We start from the raw sequence: 20,769 nt of genomic DNA on the forward strand, positions 1-20,769 counted from the left end.
CAGCCGTCCCCGCCCGTTGAGGCTGTTGCAGCGAACTCAGGAATTGGCGATGAGTCCCACGAACTCGTCGTAGATGGCGGCACAGTCGGAATCGATGTTCTTAAAGTCTTCGTGCAGAGACTCGGTGGCGGCCTTCATCTCGGCAAGCAGCTCGTCGCTGGGCTCGTTCTTGGTGGCGCCCGCGTCCACCATGGCCTGCATGGCTTCCTCGGAGTACTGGGTCATGTAGGGCACCTCGAAATCGGCGACTACGGCCTTGGCAGTGGACAGGATCAGGTCCTGTACGTTCTGGGGCAGGGTGTCCATCCAGTCGGCGCTGAAGAAGAAGCAGTTGACGAACGCGCCCGCGGGGCAGAGGTTGATGTTCTTGGCGCTCTCATACAGGCCCTGGGTATACCAGAAGGTGCAGTCGTTGAGCACGCCGTCCACGGTGCCGTTCTGCAGGCCAACAGCCACGTCGCCGGGATCCAGGGAGGCGGGGGAAGCGCCGTAAGCGTTCAGGGAGCTGTGCAGGGTGGGAGAGGGCAGGGTCCAGATCTTGTGGCCGGACAGATCGCTCATCTTCTCAATGGGGAAGGTGGACAGGATATAGGAGTTGCCGCCCAGCAGCCAGCCGCCCACTTTGAAGCCATAGTCGTACAGGTAGTCGTCCAGGCTGGTGCCGGCGGAGAGGATGGCCTGGGCCTGGGCAGCGGCAGTGCCGTCCGCGTCAAAGAGGAAGGGCAGGTCCAGAATGGCGATGGCAGGGGCGTAGGAGGCAAAGTAGGAGGAAGGGATGAGCACGCCTTCAATGGTGCCGTTCTGCACGCCCTCGATCATCTGGGGAGCGGTGCCCAGCTGGCTGGTGGGATAGAGCTCCACCGTGATGGCGCCGCCGGAGGCCTCTTCGATGCGGGTCTTGAACTCCTCCATGGTCATGTTCTGCTGATGCTTGCCGCCGGTGGGCGTGCCCAGGCGGATGGTGTAGCTGCCGGTGATCTCGGTGTCGCCGCCGGTGGGTTCGGTGGTGGAAGGAGCGGTGGTCTCGGGAGCGGTGGTAGAGGGAGTTCCTCCAGAGGAGCTTCCGGAGTTTCCGCCGCAGGCGGACAGGATCAGGGACAGGGACAGGGCGATGCTCAGAACCAGAGAGAGTTTCTTTTTCATCGGTGCGTACCTTCCTTTCTTCTGCTTGGAATATTCTTCTTCTTGGAAGAAATGGGGAAAACAGGACAGCAAATAAGGCGATATGACGGAAACCGGGGTCCTGTTCCCGCTCTCTTCTGTATAAAAGACTATCATAAACTACCCGGAGATGCATTAGAGTGTTTGCCAAATTAATCACAAAGTCGGCCAAGCGAATTTTGTAGGAAGTGTAAAGAGAAAAAAGCGGCCGCCGTTTGAGGACACTTGGCCCGTCCCTGGAGCGGTCCCACCAGTTGTTCACGCTTTGTTTTCATTTACAACACAACATTTTTTGAAAAAGTGTTGTGTTTCCGTCAGGCGGTTTTAAGCTGTCGGTTGAAAAAAGCACGTCTGGTCTGTATGCTAAAGATATCCGCAGGGCCTGGAACGGGCTCTGGACTGAGGTGTGTGTTATGGCGGTCATTCAGGCGGAACATTTGGCCCGCGAATATGTTATGGGCAAAAACGTCATCCGGGCGGTGGACGATATCAGCTTTACCATTCAGGAGGGCACCTATACCATGATCCTGGGGGCCAGCGGAGCGGGAAAATCCACGGTGCTGAACCTGCTGGGCGGGATGGATTCCCCCACCTCCGGCAGCCTGAGGATCAACGGGCGGGATATCGCCCGGTTCAACAAGCGCCAGCTGGCGGAGTACCGGCGCAACAGCATCGGCTTCGTGTTCCAGTTTTACAACCTGATGCCCAACCTGACCATGCGGGAGAATGTGGAGCTGGCCAGCCAGATCTGCAAAGATCCCCTGGACGCCCAGGAGACCCTGGAACTGGTGGGCCTGGGGGAGCGCTCCTCCAATTTCCCGTCCCAGTGCTCGGGCGGCGAGCAGCAGCGTGGGGCCATCGCCCGGGCGCTGGCCAAAAATCCCGCCATCCTGCTCTGCGACGAACCCACCGGCGCGCTGGACTACAAGACCGGCAAGGCGATCCTGGCCCTGCTGTACGACTTATGCAAAAAAAGCGGCAAGACGGTCATCGTGGTGACCCACAACGGCGCGCTGGCTCCTACGGCCGATGTGCTCATCCGCATGAAAAGCGGCAGGATCGAGTCTTACGAGGAGAACCCCGCTCCCGTCCCGGTGCAGGAATTGGAGTGGTGATATGATTTGGCGCAACTTCCTGCGGGATCTGCGGCAGACGGCCCCACGCCTGATTTCGGTCATGGTCATTACCATGATCGCCGTGATGGTCTATACCGCGCTCAACGGCGTTTTGTATCATGTGCAGCAGGTCACCGCCGCCTACGGCCAAACGCAGAACGTGGCGGACTACTGGATCTCCGGCGCCGGTTTGGACCGGAGCGACTGCCGGGTGCTGGAACAGATCGACGGCGTCGCCGGCGTGCAGCCCCGCATTACCTGGGAGGCCCAGGAGCGGGGCAACGAGGATGTGCAGCTGCTGGTGTATGCCGTTGCGGATTGGGCGATCAACACGCCCTACCTGGTGGGCGGAGCACTGCCGGCCGACGAGAGGGAGATGGCGGTCAGCGATGTCTTTGCCGCCGCCAACGGCCTTTCCGTGGGGGACAGCTACGAGATGCTGCTGACCGGCACAGACCAGGTCCTGCGTCTGCGGATCAGCGGGCTGGTCAAAAGCCCGGAGTGCCTTTACCACGTCAATGCGACCACGCCGATGCCGGAGCTGGGGCGCTATGGCTTCGCCTATTGCAGCCAAGACGTTCTGAGCGGGCTGATGGGAAGCAATCGCTATAATCAGATCTGCATCACGACCTCGGACGAGGTCGACGACGCGGCGCTCCGGCGGGCCGTCGACGAACGCCTGGGCGACAAGGTGGTCAACGTCCTGGCCCGGGAGGACAACCTGGCGGCCGACCGCCTGCGGGGCATGACCGAGGATCTGACACCCATCCTTCGCCTGTTTCCCATTCTCTTCTTCCTGTGCGCGGTGCTGCTGATGGTCAGCAATATGAGCCGCCTGATCGAGAGCGGCCGCTCCGCCATCGGCACCTTCAAGGCCTTGGGCTATTCCGACCGGACGATCTTGTGGTATTACCTGCTCCACGCCGTTTTGGTGGTTTTGGTGGGGTTTCCGCTGGGCGTGGCGCCCAACGGGCTGATCGCCAGGCTGCTGGTCGAGACGCTGTCCACCGGCTGCGACCTGCCTGTCTATGGGCTGGCCAACGACTACCGGTCCTGGGGGCAGGCCCTGGCGCTGACGGTGCTCTGCTGCGTGGGCAGCGCATTTTTCGTGGCCCGCTCCTTATTGAAGGAGAGTCCGGCCCAGTGCATGCGCCCACAGCCCCCCAAAAGCACCAAGCCGGTGCTGCTGGAGAAGCTGCCCTTCCTCTGGCGGCGCTTGGGCTTCAATCAGAAATACATCATCCGCAACGCCCTGCGCAACAAGGCGCGGATGCTCACCTGCGTTGTAGGGATCGCCTTCTGCATGGGCCTGGTGCTGGCGGCCTTCGCCCTGCGGGACGCCGTGACCCACTATGCCGGAGCGCTGACCTCCAATCAGAACAAATACGACCTGATGGTAGATCTGGGCGCCGGCGTGACGGAGGGGCAGTACCGCAGGCTGGCCGCCTCCGCCAACACGGAGGGGGCGGAATTTGAGATGACCACCGCCGGTTGGTTCTATGCCCCCGGACGGATGACCACCGCCGCCCTGACGGTGGCCGAGGACCAGAGCTGGCTGCACCTGTACGATCCCTATGCTCAGGGGGTCCTGAACCTGCCGGAGGATGGGGCGGTCCTGTCCCAGAGCATGGCCGACGAGCTGAATGTGACGACAGGCGATACGGTGACGGTCCGCTTTACCGGTGATTCCCGTTATTACACCATGAAAGTCTCCCGTATCCTGCGGGGCGTCTCCGGAGCCTATGTGGGGCGCGGCTTCTGGCGGAGCCTGGGGCGGCCCTATGTGCCCACCACCGCCTATGCGGCCGCCGCGGACCGGACGGCCCTGGCCGCCGAACTGGACCGCTACGACTTCGTGGATGGCTGGCAGACCCGGGAGACGGTGACGGACGCCGCGGCAGAGCAGCTCTCCAGCGCTTCTCTGGTGGCGTATATCCTGATCGTATTCGGAGGAAGCCTGGCCTGCGTGGTGATCTATAACCTGGGGATCATGAGCTTTTTGGAGCAGATCCGCAGCCTGGCCACCCTGATGGTCCTGGGCTTTTACGACAAGGAGATCAAACGCCTGCAGCTGAGCGAAAATATCATTTTCGCGGCGGGCGGCATCTGCGCGGGTATCCCCATGGGCATCGGATTGAGTTACGTCATCATCGCCCTGCTCAGCGATATGCCGCTGCAGGTGAATACCCGGCCGGTTTCTTTCGTGCTCTCCTGCGCGGTGACCCTGCTGTTTGCCCTTCTGGTCAACTGGATGATCGGCCGGAAGATGCGGGAGATCGACATGCTTGGCGCGCTGAAAAGCGTGGAATAACGGAAGGGGAGTACATATGAAGCGGAAATGGATGGTTTTGCTCTGTGCGCTGAGTCTCCTGGCGGCGGCAGGCTGTCAGAAAGAGGCGGATTATCAAACGGTGACGCCCGAGGTGGGGACCATTGAGAACCGGGTGGAGGATACGGGCACGGTGGCGTGGCGGGACCCCACTTCGGTCATCCCGGTCGTCAGCGGAAAGGTCGTCTCCTGTGCCTTTGAGGAGGGGGATGCGGTAACGGCGGGACAGACCCTCTATGTCATCGATTCCGGCGATCTGGAGGATCAGATCACCCAGGCGCGGCTCTCCCTGAAGACCGCCCAGGCGGGCGCCGCCCAAAGCGAAGCCGCCTGCGCCGACCTGACGGTCTACGCCAGCGCCTCCGGCACCGTGACGGCCGTCTACTGCCACGTGGGGGACTACATCGGAGCGGGAACGGCGGTGGCGCAGATCCAGGACAGCGCCAACCTGACCCTGACGGTCCCCTTTGCCCCGGCCGACGCCGCCTCACTGGTCCCGGGCGCGGCCGCCGTCATCACGTTTCCTAATCAGAGCGGTACTGTGACCGGCGCGGTGGAGCGGATCTACGACACGCCGACCGCCCTCTCCGGCGGACGGGAGGGAGTGTATGTGGAACTCAGCTTCCAGAACCCGGGCACGCTGACCGACGCCGCCACGGCCACCGCCGCTGTGGGCGCCGCCGCCTGCATGGAGGCGGGCGCCGTGTGCTATGCCACACAGCAGTCCATTTATGCCGCCCAGTCGGGACAGGTCCTCACCCTGGACCTGGAGACGGGCAGCGCGGTGACGCAGGGGCAGGCCGTGCTGACCCTGAAAAACGACGCGCTGACCAACGCCGCGGTCAACGCGGGCCTGTCCGTGGAGACCGCCCGGACCAACCTGGAGCAGCTGGAGGCCAAGCGGTCGGACTACACCATCGCCGCCCCCATCGACGGCACCATCCTTACCCGCAGCGTCAAGGCCGGGGACTTTGCCTCCGCCGCGGCGCCCATGGCCACGCTGGCCCCTGCACACGCCCTGTGCGTCAATGCGGAGATCGACGAGATCTACATCGACCGTATCTGGCCCGGGCAGGAGGCCTGCGTGCAGTTTGCCGACGACAGCGGAGTGGAGCGGACCTACGCCGCTCAGGTGCGCCGGGTGGACGAAAACGGCGTTACGTCCGGCGGTGTGACCGACTATACCGTGGAGCTGGTCCTGGAGGATACCAGCCGGCTGAAGGCCGGGATGAACGTGTCGGTCTCCATCGTGACGCAGCGGAAGGAGGGCTGCCTTCGCCTTCCTTCCGAAGCCGTCAGCGGCAGCACGGTCCAGGTGCTGCGGGACGGCCAGGCCGTCTCCGTTTCGGTGACCACCGGCATCACGGGCGGCGGATATACGGAGATTACGGCGGGGCTGACCGGGGACGACGCCGTGATTCTGCCGTAAGGGCGGTGCATTCTGCGGCGGCACCGGTCCGGAGCAGAAACACAAAAAAGCACGATAATTCGCAAGAAAGTTATAGTAACTCCCTTCGCCATACCGTATGCTAAAAAGGAAAAGACAAAGGTGCTGCGGGCGTACGGCTTCTTCTGCCGGTCCCGCCGGCGAAACGGTGAATAACAGAAGGGAGCGGTCCACGTATGAGTACATTGAGCGAAATTTCCGAGGCCCTGCAAAAAGGACGGGCCAAGCTGGTCAAAACACTGGTCCCCCAAGCCCTGGAGGAAGGCGTCCCCGCTCAGCAGATCCTGGAGGAGGGATTGTTGGCGGGCATGAGCATCATCGGGGAGAAGTTCAAAAACAACGAGGTTTTTGTCCCCGAGGTGCTGGTGGCGGCCCGGGCGATGAACGCCGGCACGGAGCTGCTCAAGCCCCACCTGGCTGCGGCTGGGGCCGAGTCCAAGGGGAAGGTCTGCCTCGGCACCGTCAAGGGCGACCTGCACGATATCGGCAAGAATCTGGTACGCATGATGTTCGAGGGCAAGGGACTGGAAGTGGTGGACCTGGGTGTGGACGTAGCCCCGGAGACCTTTGTTCAGGCTGCCATCGACAACGACTGCAGGATCATTGCCTGCTCCGCCCTGCTGACCACCACCATGCCCGTCATGGGAGAAGTGGTGGAACAGGTGAAGTCCGCCGGTATTCGGGACAAGGTAAAGATCATGGTGGGCGGCGCGCCGGTTACGGACAAGTTTGCCCAGACCATCGGCGCGGACGCTTATACCGCGGACGCCGCCACTGCGGCGGAAAAAGCCGTGGAGCTGCTGTCCTGCGGCTGACGCACCTCGGCGCCGGAAAGGCGTCCGCTCTCTCAGTGGAATGGGACCGCAGGATAAGAAAAACTCCCGAACGGATGCGCCTGACCGGCTTCCCTTTGGGGGGACGGTGAACGAAAAGGCGCCGTTCTTTCAAAAAAACCGGTCAGGCGGCCGATAAAGATCGTATGGAAGAACGGTTCCAACGAAGGATAAATTCCGGTTTGCAGGGCAGTCTCGAAATCGGGACTGCCTTTTTCCTTCGAAGCCGCGAGCGGTTTTCCGGATAGGCTTGTGGCAGCACAAAAGGGAAAAGGGAGCGGAAACGAAGCGGCAAGCGTCTGCCGCGTTGGGCTCCGTCCGGATCCCCGCAGGAAGATGACTTGCCGGCGGCCCCTCCCCCTCGCCACCGGGGCTTCTCCCGGGCCATGTTTCTGCAGCTTTACACCGTGGGCCTGCCTGTGGTATCATCAGCATAGCCCCCTGTATTACGAAAAGCAGACGGAATGGCTTCCCGTTTTCGGAAAGGAGCGCACCCATGTCGCAGATCACCAAGCGGGCGCTGGCGGAGTCGCTGAAAAAGCTGCTGCTGGAAAAACCCCTGGACCGGATCACCGTGTCCGATATTACCGAGGACTGCGGCGTCAGCCGCATGACGTTCTACTATCACTTTAAGGATGTCTACGACCTGATCGAGTGGACCTGGCTTCAGGAGGCGGAGCGCGCCCTGGACGGCCAGAAGACCTACGATACCTGGCAGCAGGGGTTCTTGCAGATATTCCAGCTGGTGCAGGAGAACCGGGCGTTTGTGATGAACCTGTATCACTCCATCAGCCGGGAGCAGGTGGAGCGCTATCTCTATAGGCTGACCTATCAGCTGCTCATCGGCGTGGTGGAGGAAAAGTCGGCGGGTATGAGCGTCCGGGATGAGGATAAAAAATTCATCGCGGATTTTTACAAGTACGCCTTTGTGGGACTGATGCTGGACTGGATTCGGGGCGGGATGAAGGGGGAGCCGCAGGTCCTCATCGACCGCCTGAGCGTGCTGATCCGCGGGGATGTGGAGAAAGCGCTCAACCACTATCGGGCCGATCAAATGAAACAAAGTGGCCCAAATGATTAAAAACAATACAAAAACGCCCCAGTGCCCAAAATTCTGGCACCGGGGCGTTTTTGCTGATTGCGGCGGGAAGGAGAAGGGCATATTCTATGGGCAGATCAAAAAAAGAACTGCTGACAGGAGGAACACAGTATGTATTATTCCAGCGGTAACTATGAAGCGTTTGCCCGTCCGGAAAAGCCGGAGGGCGTGGAGCGCAAGTCTGCCTATATCGTGGGCTCCGGCCTGGCGGCCCTGACCGCCGCCTGCTATCTGGTCCGGGACGGCCGGATGAAGGGCGAACGGGTGCACATTCTGGAGAAGGACGCGCTTCCCGGCGGCGCCTGCGACGGCTATCACTACGATAACGTGGGCTATGTCATGCGGGGCGGCCGCGAGATGGACAACCATTTTGAGGTCATGTGGGATCTCTTCCGCTCGATCCCCTCCATTGAGACCGAGGGGATCAGCGTGCTGGACGAGTACTACTGGCTCAACAAGCACGACCCCAACTACTCCCTTATGCGGGCTACCATCAACCGGGGCATGGACGCCCACACCGATGGAATGTTTGCCCTGTCCGACAAGGGCGCCCTGGAGATCATGAAGCTGTTTTTTACCCCGGATGAGAAGCTGTATGACCTGCGCATCGACGAGGTCTTCGACGAGGAGGTGCTGAACTCCAACTTCTGGATGTACTGGCGGACCATGTTCGCGTTTGAAAACTGGCACAGCGCCCTGGAGATGAAGCTCTACCTCAAGCGTTTCATCCACCACGTGGGCGGCCTTCCGGACTTCAAGGCCCTGCGCTTTACCAAGTACAACCAGTATGAGTCCATGATCCTGCCCATGATCCAGTATCTGCAGGATCACAACGTCCAGTTCCACTACCACACCCAGGTGGTCAATGTGGAGTTTGAGATCCGGCCCGGCCGCAAGCAGGCCAAGCGCATCTGCGTGCTGCGGGAGGGCCAGGAGGACGCCATTGACCTGACGGAGGATGATTTGGTATTCATCACCAACGGCGGCTGCGTGGAAAATTCCGCCCTCGGCGACCAGAATCACCCTGCCCCCTTCCGCACCGAACTCAAGCCCGGCGGCGGCTGGGATATGTGGAAGAAGATCGCTGCGCAGGACCCCGCGTTCGGCCATCCGGACAAGTTCTGCAGCCATCCGGAGATGAGCAACTGGATGTCAGCTACCGTGACCACGCTGGATGAGCGCATCGTACCCTATCTCAAGAACATCTGCAAGCGGGACCCCTTCAGCGGCAAGGTGGTCACGGGCGGTATCGTCACGGTGCGGGATTCCGGCTGGCTCATGAGCTGGACCTTCAATCGCCAGCCCCAGTTCCGCGATCAGCCCAAGGGGCAGCTGGTGGGCTGGATCTACGGGCTGTTCAGCGACCGGAGCGGCAACTATGTCCACAAGGCCATGCGGGAGTGTACCGGCAAGGAGATCTGCATGGAGTGGCTCTATCACCTGGGGGTGCCCGAGGACCAGATCGAGGATCTGGCCGAGCACAGCGCCAACACCGTGCCCTGTATGATGCCCTATATCACCGCCTTTTTCATGCCGCGCGCCGCCGGGGACCGGCCGGACGTGGTGCCTGAGGGCAGCGTGAACTTTGCATTCCTGGGGCAGTTCGCAGAGACGAAGCGGGACACCATCTTCACCACCGAATACTCCATGCGTACCGGAATGGAGGCGGTGTACACGCTGCTGAACATCGACCGGGGCGTGCCTGAGGTCTGGGGGAGCACCTATGACGTGCGGGATCTGCTCAACGCTACCGTACAGCTGCGGGACGGGAAAAAACTGACCGATCTGGACCTGGGCTTCAAGGAGCGCATCGCGCTGAAGGAGGTCCTGAAGAAGCTGGAGGGGACCGACCTGGAGAAGCTGTTGAAGGAATACAACGTAATCTGAATCGGAGGAACGGCCGCCGCAGGATCCTGCGGCGGCCGTTCCGCGCCGGAAAAACGCCGAAACCTTCGTATAAGGCTTGACCATACCGCCGGAATCAGGTAAACTTAGAGACCAAGGTAAGGCGGAACATCGGGAGAAAAGCCACCCGCCGGGGTGGCTTTTTGCCTGCCTGGGGCGGGAAGGAGAGAGGGACATGAGGCAAACGGGACTCCGGATGCTGTCCTGGCTGCGGCGGGAGCCGGTGCTGTGTATTTCCGCCGTATGTGCGGCGCTTTCCATGCTGCTTACGCCGCCCTCGGCCGCTTATCTCAATTATGTGGACTGGCGCGTCATCTCCCTGCTGTTCTGCCTGATGGCGGTGGTGGCGGGGCTGCAGGACTGCGGGGTGTTCGCCGTGCTGGCCCAGCGGCTGCTGGCGGGAGAGAAGCGCCTGCGCTTTGTCACGCTGGTACTGGTGCTGCTGCCGTTTTTTACCTCCATGCTGGTAACCAACGATGTGGCCCTCATCACCTTTGTTCCCTTTTCCATTCTGGTACTGGGCCTCATCGGGCGCACGGAGCGGCTGGCCTATGTGGTGGTCCTGCAGACCATCGCCGCTAACCTGGGCAGCATGGCCACGCCGGTGGGCAATCCTCAGAATCTCTATCTGTACGCCACCTATGAACTCACGCCGGGGCAGTTTTTTACCGCAGTGCTCCCGCTGGTGCTGGCGAGCCTGGCAGGGCTGACCGCGGCGGCGGTATGGGGCCGGCCGGAGAGCATCCGGGTGGCTTTTCCGCAGCCGGTTCGGGTCCGCCGGCCGGGCCGGCTGGGACTGATGTGCCTTTTGTTCGTTTTGTGCCTGCTCTGCGTATGCCGCCTTCTGCCCTATCCGGCTCTGGTGGCCGTGGTGCTTTCAGCGCTGGTGATTTTTGGACGGGATTTGTTCCGGCGGCTGGATTACGCTTTGCTGCTCACCTTTGTCTGCTTCTTCCTCTTCGCCGGGAACGTCGGCGCCAACCCGGCGGTAAGGGAGGTCCTGACGGCGGTGCTTGCCCGGAATACCGCTCTGGCCTCGGGGATCGCCAGCCAGGTCATCAGCAACGTGCCCGCGGCGGTGCTGCTGTCCGGCTTCACAGCGGACTGGCGTGGGCTGCTGATCGGAGTGAATGTGGGGGGGCTGGGCACGCCCATCGCCTCTTTGGCCAGCCTGATTTCCCTCAAGGCCTATCTGCGCAGCGCGGGTGCGCGGCCGGGGCGCTACCTGGCGGTGTTTCTGCTGGCCAACGGGATCGCGCTGGCCGTCCTGTGCGCCTGCGCCTGGCTGCTGGGGCGGCTGCAGTGAATTTGGTCTTGCCAGTGCGGCGCGGCTGGGATATAATAATACGGCTTTTTTATCCTGAAGAATGATCGTCTGAGAGGCTTCGTCTATGAATCGTACGTTAGAGCACATCCTCCCCCGGGTACAAAAGCCGGCGCGGTATACCGGCGGGGAGTACAACGCGGTGGTGAAGGACCGGCATAGGGTGGATACCCGCTATGCCCTTTGCTTTCCGGATACCTATGAGATCGGGATGTCCAATTTGGGGATGCGCATCCTCTACGGGGTGATGAACCAGATGGAGGGCGTCTGGTGCGAGCGGGTATTCGCCCCCTGGGGCGACATGGAGGAGGAGATGCGCCGGGAGGGCGTTTCCCTCTACGGCCTGGAGAGCGGAGACCCCATCGCCGATTTCGACCTGATCGGCTTCTCCCTGGGCTATGAGATGGCCTACTCCAATGTGCTCAACATGCTGGATCTGGCAGGACTGCCCCTGCGTTCGGAGGAGCGCCGGGGCCTTTCCCCCATTGTAGTGGCGGGGGGTACCTGCGCCTTCAATCCGGAGCCGCTCTCCCCCTTTGTGGACGTTTTCGCCCTGGGCGAGGGGGAGGATGTGAGTGTGGAACTCATCCAGCTCTACCGCCGGGCCCGCGAGGAGTGCTGGAGCAAGGAGGAGTTCCTGTCTGCCGCCGCCCAGGTGCCGGGATTGTACGTACCTTCCCTCTATGAGGTGCGCTATCAGCCCGACGGTACCGTGGCGCAGATCGAGCCGCTGGAGGGCGCGCCCCTCCCGGTGACCAAACGCATCGTACAGGACTTCAACAAGAGTTATTTCCCGGTGAAGACCATCGTGCCCTCCACCGAGATCGTCCACGACCGGGTGATGCTGGAGGTGTTCCGCGGCTGCATCCGCGGCTGCCGTTTCTGCCAGGCGGGGTACGCCTACCGGCCCGTGCGGCCCAGAGACCCCAAGCTCCTGCTGGAGCAGGGCATTGCCGCCTGCAAGGATTCCGGCTACCAGGAGATGACCCTCTCCAGTCTGTCCACCAGCGATTACCGTCCGCTGGAGCAGCTGTGCGACGGGCTGCTGGACTGGTGCGAGCCCAACCGGGTCTCCCTGTCGCTGCCCTCGCTCCGGGCGGACAATTTCTCACTGGGGCTGATGGAGCGGGTGCAGCACGTGCGCAAGTCGGGGCTCACCTTCGCGCCCGAGGCGGGCACCCAGCGCCTGAGGGACGCCATCAATAAAAATGTAACGGAGGAGGAGATCCTCCGCTCCTGCCGTACCGCCTTCTCCGGCGGGTGGAGCAGCGTGAAGCTCTACTTCATGCTGGGCCTGCCCACCGAGACCGACGAGGACGTGCTGGGCATCGCCGACCTGGCGGAAAAGATCTATCAGGCCTGGAAAGAGACCACCCCCAATCCCCGCCGGGGGGTGAACATCACCGTTTCCACCGCCTTTTTCGTGCCCAAGCCCCACACCGCCTTCCAGTGGGAGGGACAGATCAGCATGGAAGAGTACCACCGCCGGGTCAAGCTGCTGCGGGAGCACATGCGGGGGCGCTCCATCAAGTACAACTGGCACGATCCGGAGACCAGTTTTTTGGAGGCGGTCTTCTCCCGGGGCGACCGACGGCTGGCCGGCGTGCTGGAGGAGGCTTGGCGGCAGGGAGCCAAATTCGACGCGTGGAGCGAATATTTCGACTTCCAGCGCTGGATGCAGGCGTTCCGGACCTGCGGCGTGGACCCCAATTTCTACGCCGGGCGCGTCCGGGACCGGGAAGAGGTGCTCCCCTGGAGCGTGACCGCGACCGGCGTCTCCCAAGCGTTCCTGTGGCGGGAGCGGGAGCGGGCCTATCAGGCGGTCATCACCCCCGACTGCCGGGTGCAGTGCACCGGCTGCGGGGCGGACAAGCTCTATCCGGGAGGTGTTTGCGATGCCGAAGCATAGGCTGGCCTTTTCCAAGGCGGACACTGCCAAATATATCTCCCACCTGGATCTGATGCGCACCTTCCAGCGCGCCTTTCTCCGGGCGGGACTGCCCATCAAGCATACCGAGGGCTTCAACCCACACGCGTTTGTTTCCATCCCGCTTCCCTTGTCGGTGGGATACTCCAGCGCCTGCGAGGTGCTGGAGTGCGAGCTGCTGGGCGAGGTGGACCGGGATACAGTCCCCGCCCGCATGACGGCAGCCCTGCCCGCGGGCATCACGGTGCACCGCTGCTACGAGGCCGCGCGGCCCGTGAAGGAGCTGTGCTGGGTCAACTACATCGTCACCCTGGAGTATGAGGCGGGCGCGCCCTTCGGGGCGGAACGGGCCATCCAGGAGCTGCTGGCGCGCGCGTCTCTGGTGGTGGCCAAGCGCTCCAAAAAGGCCAAGAGCGGCCAGACCGAGGTGGATCTGATTCCCCTCATCGCCCGCTCCACCGTGGAGGAGCGGCGGGACACCATCGGCCTGGACCTCGTTATCCGGGCCCAGAATCCCGGCCTTAACCCGGAGCTGGTCGTCTCCGCCATTCGCAGCGAATGCCCCGATATGGCGCCTGATTTCGTTTCCTTTCACCGCCGCGCGGTGCTGGACGGGGATTTTCAGCCCTGGGAGTGACCGGCCCTTCCGTCTGCTGAAAAGCCGAAAGCGTATGCGGAAAGGCAACCCTTTTTGCACAAGAGAAGGTCCTCGTCAGCGGTTCGCCGCCGCCCCTGCGCTGAAGCCGGCCCTGCGGGCGTGCTGCAGCGCTGCGAAACAATGCCCGTATGTTTGAAACACGTGTGGAACGCGTTTGATATGCGGAAGGGCCCCGGCCGCTCAGAGAGCGGCCGGGGCCCTCAGACTCGCTTAAGCGAGTTCCGCGGGAGGCGGAACAAATAGCCACCCGCTCTGCGGGTGAGGTTAAAAATTTAAATAGAGCCGCACCGATGGTAAACTGATGGATGTTCAGGCCATCAAAAAAACCAAGAAAGACGGTGAAGCTCTATGGCAAACAGTCTAGCACACAGCAAATGGGTGTGCAAGTATCATGTGGTATTCACACCAAAGTACCGGAGGAAGATGGACTATTGGGGGATGCGGGAAGACATCCGAGACATTATCCGGGATCTATGCAAGCGGAAAGGAGTAGCAATTATAGAAGGAAAAGTGATGCCGGACCACATCCATCTGCTATTATCGATACCGCCGAAGTATTCAGTATCCAGCTTCATGGGATATCGAAAAGGGAAAAACGCAATGATGATATACGAGCGGCACGCAAATTTAAAGTACAAATATGGCAACCGGCATTTCTGGGCAACCGGGTACTACGTCAGTACAGTAGGGTTACAGGAGAAGGCCCTGAGGAAGTATATCCAGGAGCAAGAGAAACAGGATCAGATAGAAGATAAGGTAAGCACCAAGGAATACGAAAACCCTTTTAAGGGTCAAGCGAGGTAATCAATCCACAATGGCCTGAACATAGTGAAGGCCAGCGTCTTTTAGGCGCTGGCCGTACTATGCCCTTATAGGGCTTTTTCAAGCCACCCCTTTCAGGGGTGGTCTTGACTCTCGAAAAACCCTCCTGAGGAAGGGCCTGGCAGAGTTGAGTCGTCCGCAGACGACGGAAGGAAAGGAAGCTCCGTCATTTCCGGCGACATGCGCGTCGGAAATGACACCTCTCATGACGGACAGGGCGACTTTTCTGCAAGAATCGAGCCCTGTCCGTCATGCATCCCTCTGTCGAAAAAGGCCAAGAAGGGCCTTTTTCGACAAGCCAAGGGCCCCGGCCGCTCAGAGAGCGGCCGGGGCCCTTGGCACAGGCGGGGAGCGGAAGCGCTGGCCTCATTCCACATCGATGGGGTCTACCTCCACGGGCATGCGCTTGCGCAGCTCCTTTGTCAGGCGGGTCACCTTGACGATGGCCCAAAGATCGGAGAGCCCTTCATAGATGAAGACCACGCCGATGAGCATGATCAGCGCTTCCGCAGCCAGATAGGGCTGGAAGACCACCAAAAGACCCAGCGCCACAGAGACCAGGGAGAGAATGAGCGTGATGAACCAACGGCCATACTCCAGACGGTGCAGTTCGAAGGCGCGCTTCAGGTTCAACAGGCCGTCGATGACGATAAAAATGCCCATGATGACGGGCAGAATGGAGGCCACGACCTTGGGCTGCAGCAGGAAAAAGGCGCCGATGCCGGCGGCCACGATCCCCAGGAACAGTTCAAAGGCGAAGCCGCCCTTCCGGCTGACGAAAAAGCTGATGATGGCGACCAGACCATAGATGGCCAGAACGGCGCCGAAGGCGTAGCAGATCACGGTGGTGGCGGTGCCCGGCCAAATGAGCAGCACCAGGCCCAGCGCAAGGTAGAGAATGGAGGCCAGAAGGAAGCTGAGCTTCCTGTTTTTCAGGTATTCGTTCACGTCAAATCACCTTTCCCGACGGTTTCGTCAAAGAAGTGGGATGGAAGGAAGGCGTCTCCGGCGGCGGAGTTTGTCCGCCGGCAAACACGCCGCGCACTTCCAACGGATCGTCACATGGTTTGGGCGCCGTTTGAGGATAGTATACCGCTTTGCGGAGAAAAAATCATTAGACAGATGGGATGGAACGTCCAATCACTGCCAGTTTTTACACACGTCGATCCAGCCCAGCGCGTTGGAGAGGGAAAACAGTTCCGCACAGCTCAGACGCACGGCGGAAGCGGCGTTGCCCGCGGCGGGGTAGACGGTCTCGAAGCGCCGGAGGGAGACGTCCAGATAGGTCTTTACGTCTGCACGTTCGATGGCGAAGGGGCAAACGCCACCCACCGCATGACCGGTGAACGAGAGCACCTGCTCCGGGGTGAGCATGGTGGCCTTGGTATGGAATTGGGCCTTAAACTTCGGATTGTCGATCTTTGCGTCTCCTGCGCAGACGATGAGTACGCAGCCCCCGTCCACCGCAAAGGAGAGGGTCTTGGCGATGTGTGCGCTCTCACAGCCCACGGCCTGAGCGGCCAGCTCCACCGTGGCGCTGGATACGCCGAACTCCTGGATGCGCGCTTCATAGCCGCGCGCACGCAGATAGTCCCGGCATGTTTCAATGGACACGGCTCACCGACCGCCCTTCTTGGCTTCCGCCCTGGAGAGAAAACGGTCCGTGTCGATGACGAAACGCTCGTGGACGCCGCCGCCGATGGGGCCGGCCTCGTCGTAGGCCTTCACGCTCAGGGTGATCTTTTTGCGGTCGACGGCGGTGACCTCGGCCTCGGCCCAGACCTTCATGCCGATGGGCGTGGCGGCGTCATGGGTCACGTCCAGGCGGGTGCCTACGGTGCCCTGGCCCTGCTCCAGCGCCCCCTGTACGGCGTTGACGGCGGCGTTCTCCATCAGGGCGACCATATATGGAGTCGCAAAAACGGGCACCAGCCCGCTGCCCACGGCGCAGGCGGTGTTGTGCTCGGTGACGACGCTCTCCGAGCGCCCCTTGCTTCCTACGGTAACTGACATGTCAAATTGGCTCCTTTCCGGGAATGGTATGTCCTATTTTACACCCGGAAAGTAGGGGTGACAAGAGGATGCGGGCAGAAAAAACCGCCGTGCAGCAGCCCTGCACGGCGGTTTTGCTTCAGTTTGCGGCCAGCTTAAGCCGGGTCCACTCGGAGTCGTAAAGAGCGAGGATGTCCTCGGGCAGGTTCCGGAAGCTCTCACACTGTTCCAGAACGGCGTCGTCCGGATAGGCGTAGGGATCTTCGGATACCTCGGGGTCCAGCTCCTCCCGCACGGACAGCAGGGGAGAGGAGTACCAGGTCTCCTCCACGTTGGCCAGGCCCACGGAGGTGGAGCACATGAAGTTGATGAAGGCCTCGGCGTTGGCTTTGTTCTCCGCCCCCTTGGGGATGCACATGGCATCCACATAGAGGTTGGTGCCCTCCTTGGGCAGGCAGAAGGCCAGGTCGGGATTCACGTCGGCCATAGTCAGATAGTCGCCGTAATAGTAGGCGCCGATCGCGGCGGAGTTGCCCTGCATCTTTTCAAAGATCTCGTCCATCACATAACTCTGCACCAGGGGCTTCTGCTGGATGAGCAGGTCGGTGGCGGCGGTGATCTGGGCGGGATCGGTGGTATTGTAGGAATAGCCCAGGTATTTCAGCGCCACGCCCAGGGCGTCCCGGGAGTTGTTGAACATCAGGATCTGCCCGGAGTAGTTTTCGTCGAACAGAATGCTCCAGCTGTCGGGGGCGCCGTCCACCATCGCGGTATTATAGATCACGCCCAGCAGGCCCCACATGTAGGGCACGCTGTACTGGTTCTCCGGGTCGTAATCCGGGTTTTTCAGGTTGGGATCGATATCGGAAAAATTCGGAATATTGTCAAAGTCCAGCGGCTCCAGCATATCCTCTTCGATCATACGGGAGATCATATAGTCGGAAGGGATGACCACATCGTAGCTGGCACCGTCGTTTTTCAGGACACCGTACATCGACTCGTTGCTCTCATAGGTGTCGTAGTTGACCTTGATGCCGGTCTGCGCCGTGAATTCGTCCAGAACGGATTCGTCGATATAGACGCCCCAGTTGTAGACGTTGACCACACCGCGGTCGGCCGCGCCGGGCTGAGATGCGGTACCGCTTCCGCCGGAGCAGCCGGCCAGCGCCAGGCTCAGCCCCAGAACGGTGGCCAGAAGGAGTGCGAGAGACTTTTTCAATTGCTTTCTTTATCCCCTTTCGGATGAAATTCTTTTATAACAGGCCTTCGCAGGCAGGCCGTGTTACCGCTTCAGCTCTGCGCGTCGGGCATGAGGGCGGCCTTGCGTTTTTCACTGGCCGTCTCCTGCCGCGCCTGCCGCACGTTGACGACGAGCAGCAGGGCGAACACGCATACGAACATCAGGGTGGACAGCGCGTTGATTTCAGGCGTGACGGGCTTTTTGACCATGGTATAGATCTCCACGGCCAGGGTGGTCACGCCGGAACCCTTGGTAAAATAGCTGATGACAAAATCGTCGATGGACATGGTAAAGGCGATGATCATGCCGTTGAGCACGCCGGGCAGGATCTCCGGCAGGATGACCCGCCGGAAGGCGTACAGGCCGGAGGCCCCCAGGTCCTGGGCGGCCTCGTAGATATTGGGGTCCAGCTGACGCAGCTTGGGCATCACCGACAGGATCACATAGGGCGCGTCAAAGGTGATATGGGCGATGAGCAGCGTGCCGAAGCCCATCCGCCAGCGCAGGCCCAGGGCCTGACTGATGGGACTGGCGTTGAACAGGCCGATGGCGAAGACGAACAGGAGCATCATCGACACGCCGGTAATGATATCCGCGTTGGTCAGGGGGATGTTGTTCACGGCCAGGCAGACCCCCCGGCTCCGGCGGCGCATGCTGTAAAAACCGATGGCGGCGGCGGTGCCCAGCAGGGTGGCGATGACCGCAGCCAGCACCGAGAGGATCAGGGTGGTGCGCAGAGCCCCCAGCAGGCGGGTATCCTGAAAGAACTCCAGATACCACTGGAGGGAAAAGCCCTCCCAGACCCGGTTGCTCCGCCCGGAGTTAAAGGAGAAGATGATGAGCAGGGCGATGGGGGCGTAGAGGAACAGGTATACCAGAACGGTAAAGACCCGGGACGGAATCCGGCGCTTGCTCACAGGACCGCCACCCCCTCTTCCCCCTCGCCGAAGCGGTTCATGACCGCCATGCACACCAGAACGATGACCATCATCACCAGGGCGATGGCCGAGCCCAGGTGGGGATTATAGGCGTTGCCCAGGAACTGCATTTCGATCAGATCGCCCAGCAGCAGGGTCTTGCCGCCGCCCAGCAGGCGGGACAGGGCAAAGGTGGACACCGAGGGGATGAATACCATGGTCACCCCGGAGAGCACCCCGGGCAGGGACAGGGGGAAGATCACCTTGCGGAAGACCATGGCGCTGTTGGCCCCCAGGTCCTGGGCCGCCTCAATGACCTTGGGGTCGATCTTGTCGATGACCGAGAAGATGGGCATGATCATGAAGGGCAGAAAATTATAGACCATCCCCAGCACGATGGCCCCCTGGGTGTTGATCATGTGGAAGCAGGTCAGATCCGTGCCGAAGAGGGTGTTGATAAGGCGGAAAAAGCCGATGCCGCTCAAGAACTGGTTGATCAGCCCGTTGTCGTCCAGCAGGGACATCCAGGCATAGGTCCGCAGCAGGAAGTTCATCCACATGGGCAGCATGATGAGCATCATGGCCACCTTGCGCACCAGCACGCCCTCCTTGGACAAAAAATAGGCCAGGGGGTAGCCGATGAGGATGCAGATGACGGTGGCCGTGACGGCCAGCACAAAGGAGTGCCGGAAGGCGGGGAAATACTGCCCCATATTGCTGAAATTGGACAGCGTGACGCCGCCGTCCTTGGCGGTGAAGGCGTACACCACGATCAAAAGCAGCGGCGCGATGACGAAGACGGCCATCCAGACCACATAGGGGATGGCAAGCGACCTATTCCGCATCCTCGTCCTCCCCCTCGTCCGGGCCCTCGTTGAGCTCGTCGTACTCGGCGGAGTAGGAGCTGTAATCTCCGAACATGCCGGAGTACGGGCTCTTCTTCATGATGTGGAAGCCGTCCGGGTCGATCTTCACCCCGATGCGGGAGCCCACCTCGGAATAGTCGGTGGTCTGGATGAGCCATTTAAAGCCGCGGAAGTCCACGATGGTATCATAGTGGACGCCCTTGAAGGTGACCTCGGTAACGGTGCCGGTGAGCTGGCCCTGCGCCTCGGGCACGATATCGATATCCTCGGGCCGGATGACTACGTCCACCGGCTCGCCGGGCGCAAAGCCCTTGTCCAGGCACTGGAAGCGGCGGCCGTACATACCCACGACATAGTCCTCGTGCATCACGCCGTCGATGATGTTGCTCTCTCCGATAAAGTCGGCCACGAAGGCGTTTTTGGGCTCGTTATAAATGTCCTCAGGGGTGCCGATCTGCTGGATCTTGCCCTGATTCATCACCACGATGGTATCGCTCATGGTCAGGGCCTCTTCCTGATCGTGGGTCACGTAGATAAAGGTGATGCCCACCTGCTGCTGGATGCGCTTGAGTTCGATCTGCATGTCCTTGCGCAGCTTCAGGTCCAGCGCGCCCAGCGGCTCGTCCAGCAGCAGCACCTGGGGCCGGTTGACGATGGCGCGGGCGATGGCCACCCGCTGCTGCTGGCCGCCGGAGAGGGAGTTGACCGAGCGCTTGCCGTAGCCGGCCAGGTTGACCAGGGTCAGGGCCTCCTCGACCCGGCGGCGGAGCTCGTCCTCCGGCGTCTTGGCGATGCGCAGACCGAAGGCCACGTTTTCAAAAATATTCATATGGGTAAACAGGGCGTACTTCTGGAAGACCGTGTTGACCTTCCGCTTATGGGGCGGCACGTCGTTGATCCGCGCGCCGTCAAAGAACACGTCGCCCGAGGTGGGCTTCTGAAAGCCGCCGATGATGCGCAGCATGGTGGTCTTGCCGCACCCGGAGGGGCCCAGCAGCGTGAGAAATTCCTTATCGTTGATATACAGGTTAATGTGGTCCAGAATGACGTCCTCGTCAAACCTCATCACGCAATCCGACAGGCGGATCAGCTCCTTGGACATGTATCCTCCCCCGTTTCGTTTGGAATCATGAC

Annotated in this window: 18 protein-coding genes; 10 read left to right on the forward strand and 8 right to left on the reverse strand. The window is 61.2% G+C overall.

Going from position 1 to position 20,769, the window contains the following annotated elements:
- Window positions 1–36 precede the first annotated feature (36 nt).
- The gene (locus tag H8S57_RS13370) at window positions 37–1,143 is read right to left on the reverse strand and encodes a TRAP transporter substrate-binding protein (protein ID WP_186908532.1); all 1,107 of its coding nucleotides are present in this window, start codon (window positions 1,141–1,143) and stop codon (window positions 37–39) included.
- Between the two features lie 431 nt (window positions 1,144–1,574).
- On the opposite strand from H8S57_RS13370, the gene H8S57_RS13375 reads away from it, so the two are divergent.
- The 10 genes from H8S57_RS13375 to tnpA all read left to right on the forward strand — a co-directional run bounded on the left by H8S57_RS13375 (window position 1,575) and on the right by tnpA (window position 14,602).
- Window positions 1,575–2,276, forward strand: a complete 702-nt coding sequence (locus H8S57_RS13375; protein ID WP_186908533.1) for an ABC transporter ATP-binding protein — start codon at window positions 1,575–1,577, stop codon at window positions 2,274–2,276.
- A 1-nt stretch (window position 2,277) separates the two neighbouring features.
- Window positions 2,278–4,587: an ABC transporter permease gene (locus H8S57_RS13380; RefSeq protein WP_186908534.1), complete on the forward strand. Its 2,310-nt coding sequence runs from the start codon at window positions 2,278–2,280 to the stop codon at window positions 4,585–4,587.
- A gap of 16 nt (window positions 4,588–4,603) precedes the next feature.
- Entirely contained in the window at window positions 4,604–6,034 is a 1,431-nt protein-coding gene (locus H8S57_RS13385) for an RND family efflux transporter (RefSeq protein WP_186908535.1), read from the forward strand.
- Between the two features lie 194 nt (window positions 6,035–6,228).
- Complete coding sequence (locus H8S57_RS13390; protein ID WP_186908536.1) at window positions 6,229–6,867, forward strand: corrinoid protein; 639 nt, start codon at window positions 6,229–6,231, stop codon at window positions 6,865–6,867.
- Between the two features lie 514 nt (window positions 6,868–7,381).
- The gene (locus tag H8S57_RS13395) at window positions 7,382–7,966 is read left to right on the forward strand and encodes a TetR/AcrR family transcriptional regulator (RefSeq protein WP_186908537.1); all 585 of its coding nucleotides are present in this window, start codon (window positions 7,382–7,384) and stop codon (window positions 7,964–7,966) included.
- Between the two features lie 129 nt (window positions 7,967–8,095).
- A complete protein-coding gene (locus H8S57_RS13400) occupies window positions 8,096–9,871 on the forward strand; it encodes an oleate hydratase (protein ID WP_186908538.1) in 1,776 nt (591 codons plus the stop codon).
- Window positions 9,872–10,064: 193 nt separating this feature from the next.
- Window positions 10,065–11,195, forward strand: a complete 1,131-nt coding sequence (locus tag H8S57_RS13405; protein ID WP_186908539.1) for an SLC13 family permease — start codon at window positions 10,065–10,067, stop codon at window positions 11,193–11,195.
- Between the two features lie 85 nt (window positions 11,196–11,280).
- Window positions 11,281–13,122 (forward strand): TIGR03960 family B12-binding radical SAM protein, encoded by a 1,842-nt coding sequence (locus H8S57_RS13410; RefSeq protein ID WP_186908540.1) that lies wholly within the window; start codon window positions 11,281–11,283, stop codon window positions 13,120–13,122.
- Window positions 13,109–13,777 carry a TIGR03936 family radical SAM-associated protein gene (locus H8S57_RS13415; RefSeq protein ID WP_186908541.1) on the forward strand — a complete coding sequence of 223 codons (669 nt, stop codon included), beginning with the start codon at window positions 13,109–13,111 and terminating at the stop codon, window positions 13,775–13,777. The genes H8S57_RS13410 and H8S57_RS13415 overlap by 14 nt, the downstream gene beginning before the upstream one ends.
- A 369-nt stretch (window positions 13,778–14,146) precedes the next feature.
- Window positions 14,147–14,602: an IS200/IS605 family transposase gene (gene tnpA / locus H8S57_RS13420; RefSeq protein WP_186908542.1), complete on the forward strand. Its 456-nt coding sequence runs from the start codon at window positions 14,147–14,149 to the stop codon at window positions 14,600–14,602.
- Between the two features lie 384 nt (window positions 14,603–14,986).
- Here tnpA and H8S57_RS13425 read toward each other — a convergent pair whose 3' ends face one another.
- The 7 genes from H8S57_RS13425 to H8S57_RS13455 all read right to left on the reverse strand — a co-directional run bounded on the left by H8S57_RS13425 (window position 14,987) and on the right by H8S57_RS13455 (window position 20,737).
- Window positions 14,987–15,568 (reverse strand): HdeD family acid-resistance protein, encoded by a 582-nt coding sequence (locus H8S57_RS13425; protein WP_186908543.1) that lies wholly within the window; start codon window positions 15,566–15,568, stop codon window positions 14,987–14,989.
- Between the two features lie 192 nt (window positions 15,569–15,760).
- Window positions 15,761–16,234 carry a YbaK/EbsC family protein gene (locus H8S57_RS13430; RefSeq protein ID WP_186908544.1) on the reverse strand — a complete coding sequence of 158 codons (474 nt, stop codon included), beginning with the start codon at window positions 16,232–16,234 and terminating at the stop codon, window positions 15,761–15,763.
- 3 nt (window positions 16,235–16,237) lie between these two features.
- Complete coding sequence (locus tag H8S57_RS13435; RefSeq protein ID WP_186908545.1) at window positions 16,238–16,633, reverse strand: thioesterase family protein; 396 nt, start codon at window positions 16,631–16,633, stop codon at window positions 16,238–16,240.
- 118 nt (window positions 16,634–16,751) lie between these two features.
- Entirely contained in the window at window positions 16,752–17,831 is a 1,080-nt protein-coding gene (locus H8S57_RS13440; RefSeq protein WP_186908546.1) for an ABC transporter substrate-binding protein, read from the reverse strand.
- 71 nt (window positions 17,832–17,902) lie between these two features.
- Window positions 17,903–18,769, reverse strand: coding sequence for an ABC transporter permease (locus H8S57_RS13445; protein ID WP_186908547.1), 867 nt, complete (start codon window positions 18,767–18,769; stop codon window positions 17,903–17,905).
- A complete protein-coding gene (locus H8S57_RS13450; protein ID WP_186908548.1) occupies window positions 18,766–19,614 on the reverse strand; it encodes an ABC transporter permease in 849 nt (282 codons plus the stop codon). The genes H8S57_RS13445 and H8S57_RS13450 overlap by 4 nt, the downstream gene beginning before the upstream one ends.
- Complete coding sequence (locus H8S57_RS13455; protein ID WP_186908549.1) at window positions 19,604–20,737, reverse strand: ABC transporter ATP-binding protein; 1,134 nt, start codon at window positions 20,735–20,737, stop codon at window positions 19,604–19,606. The genes H8S57_RS13450 and H8S57_RS13455 overlap by 11 nt, the downstream gene beginning before the upstream one ends.
- Window positions 20,738–20,769: the final 32 nt, after the last annotated feature.

The organism is Lawsonibacter hominis, assembly GCF_014287895.1.
In the GTDB taxonomy this organism is placed as follows: domain Bacteria; phylum Bacillota; class Clostridia; order Oscillospirales; family Oscillospiraceae; genus Lawsonibacter_A; species Lawsonibacter_A hominis.

Excerpts from the sequence above, each read along its gene's own strand:
- H8S57_RS13370 (WP_186908532.1), bottom strand. The coding sequence starts at position 1,143 with ATGAAAAAGAAACTCTCTCTGGTTCTGAGCATCGCCCTGTCCCTGTCC.
- H8S57_RS13375 (WP_186908533.1), top strand. The coding sequence starts at position 1,575 with ATGGCGGTCATTCAGGCGGAACATTTGGCCCGCGAATATGTTATGGGC.
- H8S57_RS13380 (WP_186908534.1), top strand. The coding sequence starts at position 2,278 with ATGATTTGGCGCAACTTCCTGCGGGATCTGCGGCAGACGGCCCCACGC.
- H8S57_RS13385 (WP_186908535.1), top strand. The coding sequence starts at position 4,604 with ATGAAGCGGAAATGGATGGTTTTGCTCTGTGCGCTGAGTCTCCTGGCG.
- H8S57_RS13390 (WP_186908536.1), top strand. The coding sequence starts at position 6,229 with ATGAGTACATTGAGCGAAATTTCCGAGGCCCTGCAAAAAGGACGGGCC.
- H8S57_RS13395 (WP_186908537.1), top strand. The coding sequence starts at position 7,382 with ATGTCGCAGATCACCAAGCGGGCGCTGGCGGAGTCGCTGAAAAAGCTG.
- H8S57_RS13400 (WP_186908538.1), top strand. The coding sequence starts at position 8,096 with ATGTATTATTCCAGCGGTAACTATGAAGCGTTTGCCCGTCCGGAAAAG.
- H8S57_RS13405 (WP_186908539.1), top strand. The coding sequence starts at position 10,065 with ATGAGGCAAACGGGACTCCGGATGCTGTCCTGGCTGCGGCGGGAGCCG.
- H8S57_RS13410 (WP_186908540.1), top strand. The coding sequence starts at position 11,281 with ATGAATCGTACGTTAGAGCACATCCTCCCCCGGGTACAAAAGCCGGCG.
- H8S57_RS13415 (WP_186908541.1), top strand. The coding sequence starts at position 13,109 with ATGCCGAAGCATAGGCTGGCCTTTTCCAAGGCGGACACTGCCAAATAT.
- tnpA (WP_186908542.1), top strand. The coding sequence starts at position 14,147 with ATGGCAAACAGTCTAGCACACAGCAAATGGGTGTGCAAGTATCATGTG.
- H8S57_RS13435 (WP_186908545.1), bottom strand. The coding sequence starts at position 16,633 with ATGTCAGTTACCGTAGGAAGCAAGGGGCGCTCGGAGAGCGTCGTCACC.
- H8S57_RS13450 (WP_186908548.1), bottom strand. The coding sequence starts at position 19,614 with ATGCGGAATAGGTCGCTTGCCATCCCCTATGTGGTCTGGATGGCCGTC.
- H8S57_RS13455 (WP_186908549.1), bottom strand. The coding sequence starts at position 20,737 with ATGTCCAAGGAGCTGATCCGCCTGTCGGATTGCGTGATGAGGTTTGAC.